Genomic DNA, 18,745 nt, shown 5'->3' on the forward strand with positions numbered 1-18,745 from the left:
GGGGGCCCGCCGACGCGCAGGCGCGGCAGGTGGGCCCCGCAACGAGCGGCGGCGCGGCCCGCCCGGTGCTCGACCGGACCGACCGCGCCGCGGGGACTGCGATGAATCGACTAGAAGCAGTCGCTCTCGATGCGTTCGAGGGCCGCCTCCCAGCGGCCCTGGAGGTACGCCGGGTCGACGCCCTCGGCGAGCCTCGTGTGGGTCACCGTGAGCTCGGTGTGCCCCTCGTCGGGGGCCGCCACCCGCAGGTCGACCAGAGAGGCGGGGGCGTCGTCGTTCTTCCGCCACCAGAAGCGGACCTGCTCGCGGGGGTGGAAGCTCCTGATGACGCCCGAGCGGCCGTCCGCCGCCTTCCACGCCTGACCCTTCTCGCCGAGCATGGCGCCGCGGCCGAGCAGCGCCTCGGAGCCCTCCTTCGTCATGAGCACGCCCCACACCCGCGACAGCGGCTGGGCGATGGTGCGCGTCACGACGACGCCGTCGGGAGAGGACTCGGGCGCCTCATTCTTTGGCTGTTCCGACATGGGAACCTCGATTCATCCGATGGTCTCTTCATGTGGGCCGGATCGGCGCTCGGCTCGTCCGCAACGCTGCGACCCGACGTACCCAAACCCTATTCCGATGCGCATCCGGGCGGAAGCGGAGGGGGCCGGATTCGGGCCGGCCGGACGACCCCTCACGACTCCCCCGCCGTGCCCGGGAGGCCCCTCGCGTCAGGCCCCACGGGCCCCGGCTCCGGGCCCGTCCCCTCCGCCGGAGGGTCCCCCCACGGGGCCCGTCCCTCCGCCCCAGGGCGTCCCGCCCCGGCGGCCCGAGACGGAGGGCTCGTCGGCGAGCCAGAAGCGCAGCGGCGCGGACACCGCCCGCGAGATGCCGATGCGCGGCCCGACGAGGATCCGCCCCGCCGGCCCGCCGGGCGCGGTGAGCCCGAAGAGGCCGTCCGGCCCGCCGAGCAGCAGGCCGTTGTCGGACAGGTCGAGGCCGAGCGCCCGGCCGAGGTTGCCGGGCCCCCTGGCGAGGAGCGCGTCGGGCCGGTCGGCGGGCAGCCCCCGGCGCTCCCGGGCGTCGGCGGCGCCGTCGACGACCTCACCGGCGCGCAGGAGCACCGCCGAGGCCCGCCCCGCCGGCGAGCAGACGATGTTGCCGGCGCGGTGGATGCCGTAGCTGACGTAGACGTAGATGCTGCCGGGCGCCCCGAACATGACGGCCGCCCGCCCGCGCTCGCCGCGGTGGGCGTGCGAGGCGGGGTCGTCGAGGCCCAGGTAGGCCTCGACCTCGGTGAGGCGCACGGCGACGGATCCCCGCCGGACGACCGCCCCGAGCAGCTGCGGGGCGACCTCGTCGGCGCGGGCGCTGAGATCGATCACGGCCCCAGTGTGGCACCCCGGCGCCCCGGCGCCGTCCGGCGCGTCCGCCGCGCGCCGGGCAGGACGACCGGGCCTCGGGAAGTAGCGTGGGGGCCATGTCCAGCCGTACCGCCCGAGCCCGCGCGGTCCTGTGCGCCCTCGTCGCCGGGGCCCTCGCCCTGGCCGGCTGCGCCCGTGGGGCGGGCAGGACCGGCCCCAGCGGCTCCCCCGCGCCCACGAGCACGGCCTCGCAGGCCAGCCCGGGCTCCGCGCCCGACCCGGCGTACGACCTGACCCGGCCGGGCAGGGCCCGCCAGGTCATCGGCTTCCTGCGCCACGCGAGCGGCGACCGCCCGGTGCTGCGCATCGAGGTCACCGCGGCGGCGGCGAACCTCACCTACCTCACCGAGGACGACAAGGCCGAGACGATCGGCTACGCCAACGGCGCGATCTCCCATCTCGACTCGACGATCAAGTACATCGACCAGGCCCGGTTCGACCCCGACGACTTCGCCTTCGACGACGTGGCGGCCCTCTTCGAGACCGCCGCCGAGGTCTCCGGCTCCAACCAGGACCAGGACCTCCAGATCAACGAGTACGACCACGGCAATGTGCTCATGACGGTCACCACGACGCCCGAGTCGAGCACCGTCTTCTTCCGCGACGACGGCTCGGTCATCAACGAGCTCGACCTGACGCGCGCAGCCGACATCGCCGAGGCGCTGGCCGACACCGTCCAGAACTCGCCGCAGGTGCTCTCGGTGACGATCAAGGCGGACGCCCTGAGCGTGCGGGTGCGCACCGACGAGGCGACCGTCGAGGAGCGCACCCGGCGCGTGGGGCTGCCGACGATCGTCTCGACGATCAAGAACAGCGACAAGAACCCGTCGTTCGACTCCTCTCTCATCAGCCCCGAGACGATCGCCCGGCTCATCGCGCAGACGGCCGGCCAGGGGGGTCGCAGCCCCGCCCCCGACGTGACCGTCACGATCAACGTCGAGTCGGGCAGGACCGAGCCGCTCATGCGCTTCCAGGCCGGCGGCACCGAGATCGTGACCGACATGAGCGGCGCGGTGCAGGAGAAGTAGCCGCACGGGGCGTCGTCCCGCGCCCGGGGAGCCGGCCTCGTTCGCAGAGCTGGTCCCCGCCGCCGCACGGCGTCGTCCCGCACCGAGGAGACCGGCTCGACTTCCCCTCGTCGATGAGACAGGTCGGCGTCCGTCGTCCCGCGCCCGGGGGCCGGACATGACGACCGGGCTGCGCCTGTCGGCGGCTCGGGGCGTCCCGGGCCCGGGGGCCGGGGGTCGGCGCTGGGGGACGACGGCCGCGCTCCGCGCCTCGCGGCGCGGGCGGCCCCTCACCGCGCACCCGCTCGACGGCGGTTCCGTCCACCGGACGCCCCGGCCGCGTGGAAGAATTGGGCGGTGCGCATCGTCGGGGTTCATCGTCTGTCGGAGGGACCCGTCGTCGACGTCACCGTCGGCCATGGCCAGGACCCTCGCCAGCTGCTCTGGCGCAGGGGCTGGACGGTGAGCGACTGGATGTCGGCCTCCGGGTGCGACGACGGGATCGTCATGACGGCCCGGGTCGCCCAGCGGGGCGCGGGCAGCCGGATGCCCCGGCGCCACGCCCACCGCGTCCACGCCCTGCCGCGCGAGAACGGCGTCGAGCCGGTGCCGCGCCAGCGCGTGGCCGCCTATGCGATCGTCCGCTCCCCCCTCGGCGTGCTCGGCACGACCTGCAGCCGGCGCACCGCCGTGCCCGGGCGCTGGCAGCTGCCCGGCGGCGGCGTCGAGCCCGGCGAGACGCCCAGTGAGGCGGTCATCCGCGAGGTGCTGGAGGAGGCCGACCAGCGCATCCGGATCCTGCGCGTCGTCGACCTCCAGTCGAACCACTGGATCGGCACCTCCCCCGCCGGCGTGCTCGAGGACTTCCAGGCGCTGCGCATCATCTACACGGCCGTCTGCGCCGAGCCGAGGCCCCCGCGGGTGCTCGATGTCGGGGGCACCACCGAGTCGGCGCGCTGGGTGTCGGTGCGCCACTGGCGCGCGCTGCCGTGGACCTCGGGCGCGCGATCGGCGCTCGACAAGCATCTCGGCAGCATCGGCGGCGGGCACCCGGGCGGAGCCCGCTGAACGGCGCGCCGGAGCCCGCCAACCAGCCCGTCGGGCGGTGCGCGACGGGCCCGGCCCCTTCCTGCGCGTCGTGATCTGTGATGGGCTGTCCGTACCCGGGCCCGCACCCAGGAGCGGCCCCCGGTGCGACGCGGGAGCCGGCGCCGGGCTCCCCGCGGCACCCCGCCGACACGGCGCAGGATCCCAGGAGGACCACCGATGAACCGTACCGAGACGCTCGCCCGGGTCGGCTCGATGCAGCAGCTCGCCTTCGTGCGCTCCATGCGGCAGGAGGACGGCCGGGCGGCCGGCATGCGCACGATCGAGGTGAAGAACGGGCCCCTGTGCTTCACCGCCATGGCGGACAAGGCGCTCGACGTCGCCCGGCTCGAGTACCGCGGGCAGAACCTCACCTTCACCTCCAAGCCCGGCCTCAACGGCCGCAACCCCTTCGACACCCACGGTCTGGAGGCGCAGCGGTCCATCATGGGCGGGCTGTTCTTCACCTGCGGCTTCGAGAACATTGGCGCCCCCTGGCGCGACCCCCAGGGGCGCGAGTACCCCATGCACGGGCGGCTCCGCACGAGCCCGGCCGAGCACGTCGGCCACGACGCCGCCTGGGAGGGCGACGACTACGTCCTGTCGGTCCACGGGGAGGTCCGCGAGGCCGAGCTCTTCGGCGAGAACCTCCTGCTGCGTCGCCGTCTGAGCACTCGCCTCGGCGAGCCGGCCCTGGAGCTCGTCGACGAGGTCGTCAACGAGGGCTTCCGCGACGAGCCCATGATGCTCATGTACCACTGCAACATCGGCTGGCCGCTCCTCGCGCCCGGGGCCGAGGTCGTCATCCCGAGCCTCGGCGCGGAGCCCCGCAACGAGGACGCGGCGGCCGATCCGACCCCCTGGTCGGGCGTCGAGGAGCCGCGCCCCGAGGTGCCCGAGTCGGTCTACCTGCACACCCTCGCCGCCGACGACGGCTCGACCTTCGCCGGGGTCGTCAACGACGGGCTCGGGCTCGCGCTCGTCGTCGAGTTCTCGACCCGGGAGTTCCCCTGCTTCACGCAGTGGAAGTCGATGGCCTCCGGCGACTACGTCGTCGGTCTCGAGCCGTCGAACTCCTCGGTCCACGGCCGCGGGTACCACGAGGCGCGCGGCGACCTGCACCGCCTGCCGGCCCAGTCGTCCGAGACGAAGCACCTGCGCTTCACCGTCCTGGACGACCCGGCGGACATCGCCGCGCTGCGCCGGCGGCGCGACGCCCTCTGCGGCCGTCCCTGAGGCGTTCCGGCACAGGGCGTCCGTCCCCGGGCGCACGGGGACCCCGCCCGAGGGAACACGGTCGAGCGCCTCAGGCGGACGGGCCCGGGGACGCAGCGGAGGGCCCCGCCATCGGCGGGGCCCTCCGCTGCGTCCCGTCCCCGGTCAGTTCCGGAGGAAGCTGAGGATGCGCAGGATGTTCGTGTACAGCCACACGAGCGTCACCATGAGGCCGAAGCCGGCGCGCCAGGACTCCTTGGCGGGGGCGCCCATGCGGACGCCGCGCTCGCACTCCTCGAGGTCCATGAGCAGGCACATGACGGCCAGGGTGACGCCGATGCCGGCGAAGAGCCAGCTCAGCATGCCTGCGCCGGAACCGATCTCCGTGAGGCCGAGGCTCCCGCCGAGGAGGACGACGACGAAGTTGACGAGGGCCACGACGGCATAGGCGATGACCGACAGGACGACGATCCGGCGCAGCCGCCCGGTGACGCGCACCCCGAGGTAGCGGTAGGCGGCGAGGACCACGGCCGTCGCCGCGAGGGTGCCGAGCACCGCCTGCGAGACGATGCCCGGGTAGAGGTACTCGAAGACCCTGCTCCACGCGCCGAGCATGAGGCCCTCGGCGACGGTGTAGACCATGATGGCCGGCACCGAGGTGGAGTGGCGCACGGTCACGACGACCGACGTCACGACGGCGACGAGCGAGGAGACGATGGCCACCGGGTAGAGCAGCGCGGTGGGCAGGAAGAGCCAGGAGACGGCCGCCGCGGCGAGCAGGACGACGAACAGCGTGCCGGTCTTGGCCAGCACGTCGTTGATCGTCATGACGGCCGGGGCCTGTCCCTGGGGCGCGTAGCCGGAGGGCTGCCCCCAGGCCTGGGCGCCGTACACGGGCTGACCGTACTGCTGGGGGCCGTAGCCGTGGCCCGGCTGGGCGTACTGCTGGGGGCCGGGGTTCTGGAAACCGGTCTGACGGTGGCCGGGGGTGAACGCGTCACTCCTGCTGAGGACGGGGTTGGTGCTGCGCACGACGCTCCAATCGGTCGACTCGCCCTTGGGGCCTTTCCTCCAGCGTAGCGGTCCGCGCCCGGAGGGGAAGGGGCGCTCGCCCCCGGAGCGGCCCCGTGACGGCGCACCGGCTCCTCCTCACCCGTCGGCGGGGCCCGGCGCGGCGAGGATCTCGTCGACGGCCGCGGACAGCCGATGCAGGCGCCGTCGGACCACCGCGGCCGACCCGCCCCCCTCGATCGCCAGCCCGGCCACGAGACCGAAGCCGGCATCCATGAGCAGCTCGGCGGCCTGCTCGACGCCGAGCGAGGTCGAGAGCCGCCCGCAGCGCATCCAGGAGCGCACGATCGCCGTGACGAGCGCGCGGATCCGGGCGAGATTCCCCCCGAGCATCGTCCGCACGACCTCGTCGCGAGCGGCCTCGGCCCAGGCGTTCACCGCCAGGCGGACGTCCTGGACGATCATCGCCTCGTCGGCGCCCGGAGGCAGGAGCAGCGACATGGCCTCCCGCAGGACCTCGTCCGGCGGGGCCGGGTCGTTCCTGCCGGCCACCTCCTCGAGGTAGCCGATGAGCGGGCCGAGGCGCTCGGCCGAGACCGCATGGATGAGCTGGGTCTTGCCCTCGGGGTAGTAGCGGTAGACGGTGCTCGACGAGACGCCGGCGGCGGCGATGATCTGGTCCATCGTCACGGCGTGGAAGCCGTCGTCGGCGAAGCAGGCGCGCGCGGCCCGCAGGATGCGCTGCGCCTGACCGTGCCGGTACTCCTCGCTCACCCGTGGCATGGCCTGATCATAACGGCGGCCGCGGGCACGCCATCGGGCGCCACGTGACCCGGGGCGATCCCCGAGCAAACAAAAACGATCATTGTCATTTGACTCGCGGCGGCCTATTGTTGCGAAAACGCTCGTTTTGATATAGGAGTTCTCGTGACACTGATCCTCGACACCGACGCGACCCGGACGGCGCCTCCGACGCCGCGACGGCGCGTCCTCGTGAGCGCCGTCATCGCGCAGCTGATGGTCGTGCTCGACATGACGATCATCGCCATCGCTCTGCCCGACATGCAGGCGGACCTGGCGATGACACCCGCTCAGCAGCCGTGGGCGGTGACGGCCTACACGCTGGCCTTCGGCGGTCTCGTCCTGTTCGGCGGGCGGGTCGTCCAGGCGCTCGGGCTGCGGGCCTGCTACGCGATCGCGCTGAGCGGCTTCGCCCTGGCGAGCCTCGCCGGCGGCCTGGCGCCGTCCTTCGCGGTGCTCGTGACGGCCCGGGCCGTCCAGGGGGCCTTCGCCGCACTCCTCGCCCCGACGGTGCTCGCCCTGGTGAGCAGCACCTTCCCCGACCACCGGGCGCGCGCCAGGGCCTTCTCGGTGCTCGGCGCGACCGGCGGGCTGGGCGCGGCGGCCGGCCTGCTCATCGGCGGGGCCCTCACCGACGCCCTGAGCTGGCGCTGGTCGCTCTACGTGAACCTGGCGATCGCCGCCGCGGCCCTGCTCATCGGCGTCCGGCAGGTGCCCGCCGCCGCCCGCGAGCCCGGGCAGGACCGCGTCGACGACGACCTGCTCGGGCTGCTGCTGGGCTGCGCCGGCATCTTCAGCATCGTCTTCGGACTCGACCGCGCCCAGCAGCACTCGTGGACGGCGCGCGAGACGATCGCCTGGCTGGGCGCCGGCGTCGTCCTGCTGGCCCTGCTCGTCCTGTGCGAGCACCGCGCCGAGCGGCCGGTGCTGCCGCTGTGGATCCTCGCGAGCCCGGCGCGCGCCGCCTCGTACGCCGCCCAGTTCTTCGCCGGCGCCGCCCAGATGGGCGGGCTGGTCCAGCTCACCGCCTATCTGCAGCGCCACTTCGGCTACTCGCCGCTGCGCACGGGTGTCGCCTTCCTGCCCATGGTCGGCACCGTCATCGTCACCGCCCTGGTCGTCGGCCGCCTCCTCGTGCCGAGGCTGGGCGCCCGGGTCCTTCTGCCGACGGGTCTGCTCGTGGAGGGCCTCGCCCTGCTCGTTCTCTCCGGCGTCTCGTTCGACGCCGACTACACGCGGATCGCGCTGCCCGGGCTGCTCGTCATCGGCGTCGGTGTGGGCATCACCACCCCGGTCGCCTTCAACAGGGGGACGGACGGCGTGCCGGCCGAGCGCTCCGGGCTGGCCTCGGCGGTGCTCAGCGCGAGCCAGCAGATCGGCTCGTCCTTCGGAGTGGCGCTCCTGGCGGCGCACATCGCGCACGCCGCCGGCGACTACGCGTCCGAGCACGCGGGCGAACTGCAGCAGCGGGTGACCGAGGCGCTCGCCGGCGCCCGGGCGACGCCGGACAGCGAGGCGGGCCGGGCGATCATCGCACGGCTGCGGGAGGACCTCGTCGCGCATGCCCAGGTCAGCGCCTGCGCCAGCGGCTTCGCCCTCCTGGCCCGGATCCTGCTCGGCGCCGCGGCGGTGCTGGCCGCCTGCGGGCTCGTCCGCGCCCTGACGGCGCGACGCCGGCGCGCGGGCGCCGTCACAGACGGCGGGCCTCGGCCAGCACCTCGTCCAGCATCGGGGCGGTGAGCCGGCCGGTGAAGGTGTTCTGCTGGCTGGGGTGGTAGGAGCCCAGCAGCGTGACGGCCCGCCCGTCCGGGGCGGACAGCCGGGCGGCGGCGCCGTGCCCGAAGCGCGGCGCGGGGCGGGGCGCGTCCCAGCCGATGCCGCGGACCACGCGCAGCACCGCGCCCCAGGCGACCTGACCGAGGGCGAGGACGACACGGACGGACGGCAGGAGCTCGATCTCGCGGGCGAGCCAGGGCGCGCAGGCGTCCCGCTCGGCGGGCGCGGGCCGGTTCGCGGGCGGAGCGCACCGCACGGCGGCGCCCATCCTGGCCCCCACGAGCTCCTGCCCGTCGCCGGCGGACTGCGAGGAGGCCCTGCGCGCGAGCCCGGCGCGGTGGAGGGCGGCCCAGAGCCAGTCGCCGGATCGGTCGCCGGTGAACATGCGGCCGGTGCGGTTGGCCCCGTTCGCGGCCGGCGCGAGGCCGACGATGAGGATGCGCGGGCGCGCGTCCCCGAAGCTCGGCACGGGCCTGCCCCAGTAGGGCTCGTGGGCGAAGGAGGCGCGCCGTCCGACGGTGGCCGCCGATTCGCGCCAGGCGACGAGCCGCGGGCAGGCGCGGCACACGGAGACGGCGGCGTCCAGCTCCTCGAGGGTCGCGGCGCCCGCGGCGAGGCGGGCCGCCCCGGCGGCGTCGCGGGCGACGGGGGTGCCCGGCCGGGCGGGGTCCCCCGGCCATCCCGTCCCCGGCGGGACCGGGGACTCGAAGCGGACGCCGGTGAGCGGGTGCGGGTCGGTCATGAGGACACCGTAGCCCCGGACCGGGACCCCGTCCCCGGGCCGGCGCCGGAGGGCCCGGCCCGGCCGTGCCCCCGACGAGAGTCGAACTCGTACTGGGGCGGGTTTAAGCCGCCTGCCTCTGCCATTGGGCTACGGGGGCCCGCGCCCAGACTACCGACCGGTGGCTCCTTCGGGGCCCTCGTCGGCGGGCCGGTTCAGCGGACGGCCGGCCCCCGGCCGTCCCCGTCCGAGAGCAGCCCGAGGGCCACGCCGTCGAGGATGTCGGCCTCCGAGGCGATGAGTTCGGCGGTCCCGACCCGCCGGACGACCTCGTCGACGATGAGGGCGCCGGCGCACAGCACCTCGGCCCGCTGCGGCTGCACCGGGCCCCAGCAGGTGATGTCGGCGACCGTGCTCGTCAGCAGGCGCTCCGCGACACGGTGGACGGCGGCGGCGCCCATGGCGGCGCCGTGGACGCGGGCCCGGTCGTAGCGGCGCAGCCGCAGCGCGAGGGCCGTCATCGAGGTGACGGTGCCGGCGACGCCGATGAACGAGCCGATGCCGCCGAGATCGAGCCCGGCGCCGTCCAGCTGGTGGCGCACGAGCTCGCGGGCCTCGCCGACCTCGCCGGCCGTCGGGGGGTCGCCGTGCAGGATGCGCTCGCGCAGGCGGCGCGAGCCGACGTCGATGCTGACGCCCCGCTCGACGGCCGTGACGCTGTCCTGGCAGCAGGCGGCCGTGCCGCGCACCAGCTCGGTGGAGCCGCCGCCGCTGTCCATGACGAGCACGGGGTTCCTCGGGCAGCGGATGCCGTTGACGGCCCCGGCGAAGCTCAGCTCGGACTCCTCGACGCCGCTGATCACCTCGGGCTCGATGCCCATGCGCGCGCGGACGCCGGCGAAGAACTCCTCGCGGTTGACGGCGTCGCGGGTGGCCGAGGTCGCGACGAAGCGGGTCCGGGAGCAGTCCAGGTCGGCGATGATCTCGGCGTACTGCTCGCAGGCCCGGAAGGCCCGTCGCAGGGCGTCGGGGGCGAAGCGCCCGGTGGCGTCCACGCCCTCGCCCAGGCCGACGAAGGTCAGCCTGCGGTCGAGCTCGCGCAGGAAGCCGTCGGCGTCGAGCGTCCCGACGAACAGGCGCAGGGTGTTGGTCCCGCAGTCGATGGCCGCGACCCTCATGACGCCGCCTCCCCGGCGGGCGCGCCGTGTCGGGGGCAGGGCTCGTCCCAGAACGGGCCGAGCAGCTCCAGGGTCTCGTCGCCGAGGGGGTTGACGCCCGGGCCCGCCGCGAGGGCGTGGGCGAGGAGGGCGTGCAGGCACTTGACGCGCCGAGGCATGCCGCCGGCGCTGATGCCCTCGAGCTCGGGGACCTCGCCGTGGGCCCGACGGTCGGCCAGGTAGGACTCGTGCGCGCGCCGGTGGGCGGCGGCGAGCTCCTCGTCCTGCCCGAGGCGGGCCGTCATCGAGGCCATGACGCCGTCGGCCTCCAGGCGCGAACAGCCGACGACGGCGCGCGGATCGGTGAGGTAGTAGAAGGTCGGGAAGGGCGAACCGCCGGGGAGCCGCGGTTCGGTCGCGATGACGCCCGGGCATCCGCACGGGCTGCGCCAAGCCACCGCCACGAGCCCCCTGGGGGCCCGGCCGAGTTGATCGGCGATGATCCTCAGATCCTCATCGCTGAGAGGTTCGGACTGACGCACGACACAATTCTTCCACGGGGCGGGTAACCCCCGCCCCGGCAGCGCCCCGCGCCGGGGCCGGCTCGGCGGACGCTTCGCGTCGTGAAGCAGACACCGCCCCGCGCCGGGAGGCCAGACCCGGCCTTCGCTGCGACCGCCGGTCCACGCGGCAGCGCCCCGCGCCCGGGAGGCCGGGAGCAGCCGCCGTGCCGATTGCCAGAGCCTCCGAACCACCGCCCCGCGCCCGGGAAACCTGGACGGTGACGGAGGCGCTCGCCCCGCGCCGCAGCTGCAGCACCCCGCGCCGGGAGACCGGGTCAGCCGCCGGGGGTGGGCGCGGCGCCGGCCCCGTCCCCGGTGACGATCTGCCCGTCGTCGGCCGTCGAGGGCGCGCCGGTCGGCGTGTCGGCCTCGTCGACGGAGTTCCAGAGGCGCTCCCACCAGGGCTGGTCCTCGGTGGTCGAGGCGCCCGTGCGGTCGATGCTCGAGCCGCCGCCGTAGGGGCTGCCGTTCTCGTCGACGACCTGGAAGCCGACCTCGCCGGGCAGCACCCAGCCGAGCCGGGCGCGGGCCTGGGCGCGCACATGGTCCGGGTCGGACCAGCGCTCCTGCTCGTCGAGCAGCTCGTCGATGTGCTCGTCGCTCGCGGCGATCTGGGCGCGGGCCTGCGCCATCTGCCGGCGCTGGTTCAGGTAGACCGTCAAGTTCGAGACGATCGGGACGACGACCATCGCCCCCGCGAGCAGGACTGCGACGAGCCTCCTCGTGAGGTGGATGCCGCCGTGACTGTCCTCGGGCTCGACGACGCCGTCCTCGCCCGAAGTGGCCTGGGGCCCGGCCTGCACCTGGACGCGGTCCCGGTCGCGCGAGGCGCGCCGGGAGGTGCGCCGGGCGGTGCGACGCGCCGGGGTGTCGCCCGCCGTGGGACGCCCACTGGAGGGCTTGCCGGATCGTGGGGAAGCCATGTCGACATCCTAGTGCCCCGGCATCCCCGACCCGGCGCGCACGACGGCGCGCCCGCAGGGCCCCGAAGAGCACGCCGGAGCGCGGCGCCCGTCCCGAACGCCCACACCAAACCACCCGCGCACGATCCACGAGCAAACCCCACCAGCCGCATCACGGAGCACAGGCCGCATCACGGAGCACAGGACACACACCCGGACCGCACCCGAGCAGGCCCCCGGACACGACGGAGGGCGGCGCCCCGACGGGGCGCCGCCCTCCGTGCGATCGTCGGACGAGCTCAGCAGCCGTTCACCACTGGTCGGGGTTGAACCGCGGGAAGGCGCCGGCGCCGGCGTACACGGCCGTCTCGTCGAGGTCCTCCTCGATGCGGATGAGCTGGTTGTACTTGGCGATGCGCTCGCCGCGGGCCGGGGCGCCGGACTTGATCTGGCCACAGGCCAGGGCCACGGCGAGGTCGGCGATCGTCGTGTCCTCGGTCTCGCCGGAGCGGTGGCTCATCATGGTGTGGAAGCCGTTGCGGTGGGCCAGGTTGACCGCGTCGATGGTCTCGGTGAGCGAACCGATCTGGTTGACCTTGACGAGCAGGGCGTTCGCGGAACCGGTGTCGATGCCCTTGCCGAGACGCTTGACGTTGGTGACGAACAGGTCGTCGCCGACGAGCTGGACCCTGCCGCCGATGCGCTCGGTGAGCGTGGCCCAGCCCTCCCAGTCCTCCTCGTCCAGCGGGTCCTCGATGGAGACCAGCGGGTACTTCTCGACGAGCTCCTCGAAGTACTCGATCATCTCGGCGCTGCTGCGCCTCCTGCCCTCGAAGGTGTACGTGCCGTTGTCGTGGAACTCGCTGGCGGCGCAGTCGAGGGCCAGGGCGACGTCCTTGCCGGGCCTGCAGCCGGCCTTCTTGATGGCCTCCTCGATGAGGTCGAGGGCGGCCGCATTGGACTCGAGGTTCGGGGCGAAGCCGCCCTCGTCGCCGAGGCCGGTGCTCAGGCCCTTGTCCTTGAGGACGGACTTCAGCGCGTGGTAGACCTCGGCCCCGATGCGGAAGGCCTCGGCGAAACTGGAGGCGCCGATCGGGGCGATCATGAACTCCTGGATGTCGACGTTGGAGTCGGCGTGGGCGCCGCCGTTGAGGATGTTCATCATCGGGACGGGCAGCACATTGGCGGTGGGGCCGCCGAGGTACTTGTACAGCGGCAGCTCCGCGGAGTCGGCCGAGGCCCTGGCGGCGGCCAGGGAGACGCCGAGGATGGCGTTGGCGCCGAGCTTGCCCTTGTTGTCGGTGCCGTCGAGCTCGATCATGGCGGCGTCCAGCTCGCGCTGGTCGCTGGCCTCCATGCCGAGGACCTCCTCGCCGATGGTGTCGACGGCATTGCTCACGGCCTTCTGGACGCCCTTGCCGCCGTAGCGGGCCTTGTCGCCGTCGCGGAGCTCAACGGCCTCGAAGGCGCCGGTGGACGCACCCGACGGGACCGCCGCGCGGGCCGAGGAGCCGTCGTCGAGGACGACCTCGACCTCGACGGTCGGATTGCCGCGCGAATCGAGGATCTCGCGAGCCTCAAGGAATTCGATAACTGCCACGGGTGTTGACCTTTCAGTGTTGGGCGAGCCCGCGCACAGCGGGTTCTCGCCGCGGGCTCTCGCTCTCGCGGTGCCAATCCTATCCGTTCGAACCCTGCGCGGACCATGCCCGAGGCCGCCCTCCGGTCCGGCCCCCGGAGGCCCCGGAGGGCGCGATGAGCGGCTCACGCCGCATCGACGGATGGCCGACGCCGTTGTCGGAGCCGCGTCGGACGAGCACCTCGGGTGGACCGGGCCGCTCCCCCGCCGTCCGGGCCCGCGTCGGGAGGCTCCTGGACGGCGGGGCGGAGGGCGTCGTCCGCGCGAACCCCGTACCCGCCGGAGGGGCCCGGACCGGCTCGGGACGGGGCGCTGCGCGGGGCCGACGACGAGCCGCGGACGGACGAGGGGAGGGAGACGTCCGGGCTCCGGACGAGGGAGCGGCGGACCGAGCCCCCAGACCCCGGGTCCACCCCCAATCCGAAGACGCCTGCCGGACTTCCCCCAGGGCCCCCGGGTTCAGGATCTATGCTCAGGTGACAAGGAAAAGCATCCCCGAGGAGTGATCGTATTGTCTGGGCAAGCCGCTACCGCGGGCAGCAACCCCTTGGACTCGGCTCGGCGGAACGGCTCCCTGAGCATCACCTCCGCCATCACCGCACAGAAGATTCCGGACTGGCCCGAGACGGCTTTGACGGGTACCTCCGAACCAGGACGGCGCGCCTACGTGGTGGGACTCCCCGAGGAGTGCAGTGCGACCCTCGTCCACCGCAGTGACGACCAGAGCGAGAGGACGGCTGCACCGGCTGACTCATGGCCCGCCCGCATCACGGAACTGGGTGTCACCGAGGTCTGCATCGATGACCACGGAATGTTCCGCGCAGAACCCGGGTTGGCATCGGACATCGAGAACCTGGTGCGCCACGGCATGCAGGTGGTGGTCACCGTGGCCGATACCATGGATGAGTTCGATCTCGTGACGCGTCTCAGTCACTTGGAACCAAAACTGCTGACTCGGCGCGGAACGCCTCCTGACAGCCCGTGGCGCATCCTGCAGGAGCAGGCCGGCCACGCGCTGGACGCGCACCGGACAGTGATCAAGACGGTGTGCGGTTGTCACCCCGCCTTGGCGCAGCTGTTCCTGACCGCGCTGCGCCGCACCGGGGAGGACGATCCATTCCCTGCGTCAGCGATCATCGAGGCGCTGGCAGAAGCCGTCGCGTATGTCGTGAGGACCCAGTTCGCCCGGCCCCGGGATCAGGCGGTGTTCCTGCTGTGCCGTGCGCTGCGTGCATACCCGGCGACCACCCCGAAAGGCTGTCAGTACCTGGGGGCCGCGGGCTCACGCTCCATCCGTTCCATGGCGCAGGTCCTCTCGTCGGAGCCCGTGCCTGCGGAAGTGACCGTCGCCCTGTGGCAGCAGCTGCGCGTGCATCTCGACGCCTCGACCTTCGCCGTCGCCCAGCGTGCCCTCCTCGCGCTGCTCAGCAACAGCCCGCCCGGCGATGCGGACCATCTCGGGCCGCTCGAGCTGCTCGCCTCGGGCGAAAATCCTCGCGTGACCCACGAGGTGGCGGACCTGGTTCGGCGTGCGGCTGACGCGGCCGGCACGGAGGGCAGAAGATGCATCGTGCAAGCCCTGCCAGAGCTCGCCGGCGACTCGTCAGCGGGCGAAGCGGCCGCCCGACTGGCCGTGGTCTGCGCCGACACCGATCTGGGAGCTCTCGGGGCGGCGCTGAGGGAGCTCGACGCCAGCGGAGCCGCACCCGACGCCGCGTGCACCGCGCTGTCCCCGCCGGTCGCGCTGGAGCATCCCGTCCTGGTCGCGCGCCTGGCCGAAAAAGTTCTGGACCGACTCGGCCGGGACGATCCCCGTGCCGTCACGGCGGCGCTCTCGTGGATCATGACATCACCGACGACGACGTGCACCGAGCCCATGCAGCGCCTGCGCGTGCTGCGGCGCATCGTCGCCATGTCCCACGACGACGGCCCAACTGCTCCCGTCATCCGCGCAGGGGTGGCGAGTCTGCGCGCCTTCACCCGACGTTCTACGAGCCGCTATCTTCGGGGACTCGTCGCACGACAAGGACTGTCCTCAGGCGGACTGCCCCTCATCGCCTGCTGCCCGGCCGGGCCGACCACGTGCCTCAGTGATCGCGCTGATGATGCCGCAGTGTGGTGCTGGCGGGCCAGAGCCCTGGTCAGCCCTCACGGCGCCGATTACGCATGGACGCTCATCGTCCATTCCCTCATCGCCTTCCACCGGCAGGACACGGCGCTGGCCGGCGAGCTGCTGTCACGCGCCGCCGAAGCAACCGCGGCCCTGCACGCCTCAGCCGTCACGCAGTTCTGCGGGCTCGCGATTCAGTATCTCGAGAAGGACTCCGCCGGCGCGGACCGGCACCCCGCGCCGGACGACGGGATCCATGTCATTCTCCACGTGTTCGCCACCCACTGCGCCGCGAACCTCGATCAATGGGGGAGCAGCGTCCAATCAGCCATCGACAAATACTTCGCCGTCGGTCGTGCTCTTGCATCGGCCGAGCTCACGAATCCGTTGCTCCTGAACTGGAGGCAGCGGCTCCGAGTCATATTCGTCGCCTGTCATGAGGATGCGATGGCCGAGTGCCTGCAGAACGACATCCATGCTGCGCTGGAATCGTGGCGCACCGTGAACTCGTCCTCGGATGCCATCATCCCCCACGAGGACGACGGCACCGGCACGGATGACGGCGACGGATCATTGGCGCTCAGCACGAGTGAGTGGCGAGTCGTCGAGCGCGTCATCGCTGGATGCACCAATGCGCAGGCCGCCGAAGCGCTGTACCTGAGCAAGCGCACGGTGGACACTCACCTGCGAAACATCCATCGCCGTCTCGGGATCTCCAGTCGAACCGAACTGATCAAGATCGTCGGGGCGAGCCGCCAGGAGCCTGCGCCCGCTCGACGACCGGATCAGGCCGACAGCGGGTCCGAGGAGGAGCGGAGCCGGAGGCGCTGACCGGCGGGCCGGGGACCCGGTCGCTCCCAAGCCACTCGAACAGGCCCGGTGGGGCGAGGAATTCCCCCACCGGGCCTGTTCGAGTGGCTCCTGAGAAACGGCCTCCACGAGGCCTCACTTCACACGCTGGCCCCGCCACCGGAAGGTGAGAACAACGAGGATGACGCCGCCCACGGTCCATGCCGCCAAGGCTCCGCACACCAAGCCCAGATTCCAGTTCCCACCCGGTTCAGCCGACGCCAGTGAGTCGGGCAGGAACACGAAACGCAAGCCCTTGGCCATCCACAGCAGGGGGAAGGCACTGGCCGTGCACCGCAGGACGGTCGGGATCATCATGAGAGGGAAGAACACCCCGGAGATGAACTGGAGAATCATGAACGGGGGCGTGGCGATGGCCGCTGCGGACCTGGCGTTGGGAATCAGCGCCGTGTACGCAATACCTGCCAAGGAGCAGGAGGTGACCCCGAGCATAACCACCCATGCAAAAGTCAACCAGCGTCCGGCATCGGATGGCATCGGCAATCCGTAGAGCACCATGCCCAGCACCACGAGGATGGCCGTCTCGATCAAGGTGGTGACGATCGTCTTCACCGTGATTCCGATGAAATACGCGGCTTTCGGCATCGGCGAGGCGGCCAGTCTTCGGATGAGGCCATTCTCACGGTCGAGACTGACGCTGATCGCCAAGGACTGGAAGCTGGTGCTCATCACGCCGGCTGCGATGATACCCGACACGAACAGCAGTCTGTAGTCGGTGTCGGTGCCCGGCAATTTGCCGGTGAACACCGCTCCGAACACGAGCAGCATCAGCACGGGGAGAGCCATGGTGAACACCAAGGACTGCCAGTTCCGGAAGAATGACCGCAGCTCGACCCGGGAACGCGCCAAGGCGCCCGGCAATGTTCCGGGAAGCCCGGCCCGTGCGGCAGTGTCCTCATGGACCGTCATGATCTGCATCGCCTCGTTCATCGGTGATCCTTCGTCTGTTCGACCATGTTCAGGTAGATCTGTTCAAGACTGGGCTGGCTGACCTGCAGGCCAGGGATCTCTGCAATGCCCTGCCGCTTGGCAGCGTCCAGTAACAGCCTCAACAATGCCGTTGGCTCATCGGTCGTGTACTCACAACGGTGAGGCTCGGACCCGAGTCCTTCCGCCAGGTCCGAGGGCACCTCGACAAGAGGATCAAGCGCGTAGGAGACTCGGTACCGGCGGCCGGTCATTCTCGCCAGTTCGTCCAGAGTGCCCACATGGAGCATCCTGCCGTGCACGATGATGCCCGCCCGCTGGGCCAGCTCTTGGGCCTCGTCCAAGTAATGAGTGGTGAGCACCGTCGTCACGCCCTCGTGCGTGAGCAGACGCACGAGGTCCCAGGCCTCCCTGCGGGCCTCCGGATCGAGTCCTGTGGTCGGCTCGTCGAGGAAGACGAGCCTGGGTCTGCCGACAACGCCGACAGCCACATCGAGTCGACGGCGCTGGCCCCCCGACAACTTGTTGGTGAGTGTCGTGGTCTTGGCGCCGAGACCCACCATGTCGATGAGCTGCCCGGTGGGGAACGGGTCCGGGTAAAAAGCACTGAAATGATCAATGACCTCACGCACCGTGAGGTCCGCGTAACTCGCCGTCCCTTGGGGCACCACCCCGATCCGGGCCCGCCACTCGCGCTCGTCATGCTGCGGATCCTGCCCGAGCACGCTCACTGACCCGCTGGTGCGGCGTTGCGCACCCGTGAGGATGTCGATGGTTGTCGTCTTACCGGCGCCATTCGGACCGAGGAAGGCGAACACCTCCCCACTCTCGATCCGCAGGTCGAGGTCGTCGACGGCGACGAAATCACCGTAGACCTTCCGCAGCCCGCTGACGGTGATGGCACTCTGCATCACAAGCTCTCCTCTGCACCCGACCATGTGTCGATGGGTGGCCGGGAAGGCGGCGACTCCCCGTCCACCCATCAGAGTATTTCAAGCTCGAGGCCCGGACTTCTCCAATGGTCGTCATGGGGAGCTACGCACTGCGCCGGCACGGATACGCATGCCTACGCAGCCAACCGTCCCGGAGCCCTCCGGGAACCCGCTCCCGGCGGCGACCCCGAAAACCATGCCGGATGCTGTTGTCGGGGGCCGAGGAGCCGGTGACACGGGCGGGCCGGGCCCCGAGATGCCCCGAGGGCCGCCGGGGCGGGCGGAAGAGCCTTCGGGAGGATTCCGGAATCGACGGGCACGTCGGAGGATCCGCGGTCAGGGCTCCTCCGCCGCGCGGATCTCGTCCTCCCAGGCCCGGGTGGCGTCACGGACCGCCTGGTCGATGTCGACGCCGCTGGCCTGGGCCCGCTGCACGAGCCGCAGGACCCGGACGCCGGCCTCGACGGAGGTGATCGGCTCCGCCGCGAACGGCACCCCGTCCGGGCCGCCGTTGTCGAGGCGCTGGGCGGTCTTCGCGGCACGGGCCAGCGTCGGCAGGGACCCGGCGATGCCGTCCAGGCACGAATCACGGTGCTTCACGGCGCGCTTGCGCAGCTCCCAG

General features: G+C 72.4%; 15 protein-coding genes, 1 tRNA gene and 2 pseudogenes. 5 read left to right on the forward strand and 13 right to left on the reverse strand.

Features of this window, described 5'->3' with window-relative positions; all coding sequences use genetic code 11:
- Nucleotides 1-110: 110 nt before the first annotated feature.
- Nucleotides 111-524: an SRPBCC family protein gene (locus tag K336_RS0109200; RefSeq protein WP_021797177.1), complete on the reverse strand. Its 414-nt coding sequence runs from the start codon at nt 522-524 to the stop codon at nt 111-113.
- Nucleotides 525-803: 279 nt separating this feature from the next.
- A pseudogene (locus K336_RS15665) lies at nt 804-1,367 on the reverse strand (DNA-3-methyladenine glycosylase); the annotation flags it as partial.
- 95 nt (nt 1,368-1,462) lie between these two features.
- Between K336_RS15665 and K336_RS15670 the strand changes: the two are divergent.
- The 3 genes from K336_RS15670 to K336_RS0109220 all read left to right on the forward strand — a co-directional run bounded on the left by K336_RS15670 (nt 1,463) and on the right by K336_RS0109220 (nt 4,735).
- On the forward strand, nt 1,463-2,434 hold the full coding sequence (locus K336_RS15670) for a hypothetical protein (RefSeq protein ID WP_028706867.1): 972 nt from the start codon (nt 1,463-1,465) through the stop codon (nt 2,432-2,434).
- A gap of 453 nt (nt 2,435-2,887) precedes the next feature.
- The gene (locus K336_RS17795; protein WP_081660737.1) at nt 2,888-3,481 is read left to right on the forward strand and encodes an NUDIX hydrolase; all 594 of its coding nucleotides are present in this window, start codon (nt 2,888-2,890) and stop codon (nt 3,479-3,481) included.
- A gap of 198 nt (nt 3,482-3,679) precedes the next feature.
- The gene (locus K336_RS0109220; protein ID WP_028706868.1) at nt 3,680-4,735 is read left to right on the forward strand and encodes an aldose 1-epimerase family protein; all 1,056 of its coding nucleotides are present in this window, start codon (nt 3,680-3,682) and stop codon (nt 4,733-4,735) included.
- Nucleotides 4,736-4,879: 144 nt separating this feature from the next.
- On the opposite strand, the gene K336_RS15680 is transcribed toward K336_RS0109220, so the two are convergent.
- Both K336_RS15680 and K336_RS17070 read right to left on the reverse strand, forming a co-directional pair.
- Nucleotides 4,880-5,746: a Bax inhibitor-1/YccA family protein gene (locus K336_RS15680; RefSeq protein ID WP_043150707.1), complete on the reverse strand. Its 867-nt coding sequence runs from the start codon at nt 5,744-5,746 to the stop codon at nt 4,880-4,882.
- Between the two features lie 117 nt (nt 5,747-5,863).
- Nucleotides 5,864-6,508: a TetR/AcrR family transcriptional regulator gene (locus tag K336_RS17070; RefSeq protein ID WP_028706870.1), complete on the reverse strand. Its 645-nt coding sequence runs from the start codon at nt 6,506-6,508 to the stop codon at nt 5,864-5,866.
- Between the two features lie 144 nt (nt 6,509-6,652).
- On the opposite strand from K336_RS17070, the gene K336_RS15690 reads away from it, so the two are divergent.
- Nucleotides 6,653-8,266, forward strand: coding sequence for an MFS transporter (locus K336_RS15690; RefSeq protein ID WP_051245580.1), 1,614 nt, complete (start codon nt 6,653-6,655; stop codon nt 8,264-8,266).
- On the opposite strand, the gene K336_RS0109240 is transcribed toward K336_RS15690, so the two are convergent.
- The 6 genes from K336_RS0109240 to eno form a co-directional block, all read right to left on the reverse strand.
- Nucleotides 8,217-9,044 (reverse strand): uracil-DNA glycosylase, encoded by an 828-nt coding sequence (locus K336_RS0109240; RefSeq protein WP_028706871.1) that lies wholly within the window; start codon nt 9,042-9,044, stop codon nt 8,217-8,219. The genes K336_RS15690 and K336_RS0109240 overlap by 50 nt on opposite strands.
- A 66-nt stretch (nt 9,045-9,110) precedes the next feature.
- Nucleotides 9,111-9,183, reverse strand: a tRNA-Leu gene (locus tag K336_RS0109245).
- Nucleotides 9,184-9,238: 55 nt separating this feature from the next.
- Entirely contained in the window at nt 9,239-10,201 is a 963-nt protein-coding gene (locus K336_RS0109250) for a Ppx/GppA phosphatase family protein (protein WP_021798070.1), read from the reverse strand.
- Nucleotides 10,198-10,722, reverse strand: a complete 525-nt coding sequence (locus K336_RS0109255) for a DUF501 domain-containing protein (protein ID WP_021798073.1) — start codon at nt 10,720-10,722, stop codon at nt 10,198-10,200. Before K336_RS0109255 ends, K336_RS0109250 begins: the two co-directional genes overlap by 4 nt.
- Nucleotides 10,723-11,018: 296 nt before the next feature.
- Nucleotides 11,019-11,666: an FtsB family cell division protein gene (locus tag K336_RS17075; RefSeq protein ID WP_051245581.1), complete on the reverse strand. Its 648-nt coding sequence runs from the start codon at nt 11,664-11,666 to the stop codon at nt 11,019-11,021.
- 289 nt (nt 11,667-11,955) lie between these two features.
- Nucleotides 11,956-13,245, reverse strand: coding sequence for a phosphopyruvate hydratase (gene eno, locus K336_RS0109265; protein WP_021798072.1), 1,290 nt, complete (start codon nt 13,243-13,245; stop codon nt 11,956-11,958).
- A gap of 850 nt (nt 13,246-14,095) precedes the next feature.
- Here eno and K336_RS19380 point away from each other — a divergent pair.
- A complete protein-coding gene (locus tag K336_RS19380) occupies nt 14,096-16,225 on the forward strand; it encodes a helix-turn-helix domain-containing protein (RefSeq protein ID WP_211223482.1) in 2,130 nt (709 codons plus the stop codon).
- Nucleotides 16,226-16,339: 114 nt separating this feature from the next.
- Here the strand turns inward: K336_RS19380 and K336_RS0109275 are convergent, their stop codons facing one another.
- The 3 genes and pseudogenes from K336_RS0109275 to K336_RS0109285 all read right to left on the reverse strand — a co-directional run.
- Nucleotides 16,340-17,194: an ABC transporter permease gene (locus K336_RS0109275; protein ID WP_051245583.1), complete on the reverse strand. Its 855-nt coding sequence runs from the start codon at nt 17,192-17,194 to the stop codon at nt 16,340-16,342.
- On the reverse strand, nt 17,191-18,102 hold the full coding sequence (locus K336_RS0109280; protein WP_043150722.1) for an ABC transporter ATP-binding protein: 912 nt from the start codon (nt 18,100-18,102) through the stop codon (nt 17,191-17,193). The genes K336_RS0109275 and K336_RS0109280 overlap by 4 nt, the downstream gene beginning before the upstream one ends.
- A 357-nt stretch (nt 18,103-18,459) precedes the next feature.
- Nucleotides 18,460-18,745: pseudogene (locus tag K336_RS0109285) on the reverse strand (MazG family protein); the annotation flags it as partial.

The organism is Propionibacterium acidifaciens DSM 21887 (genome assembly GCF_000426605.1).
Classification (GTDB): domain Bacteria; phylum Actinomycetota; class Actinomycetes; order Propionibacteriales; family Propionibacteriaceae; genus Propionibacterium; species Propionibacterium acidifaciens.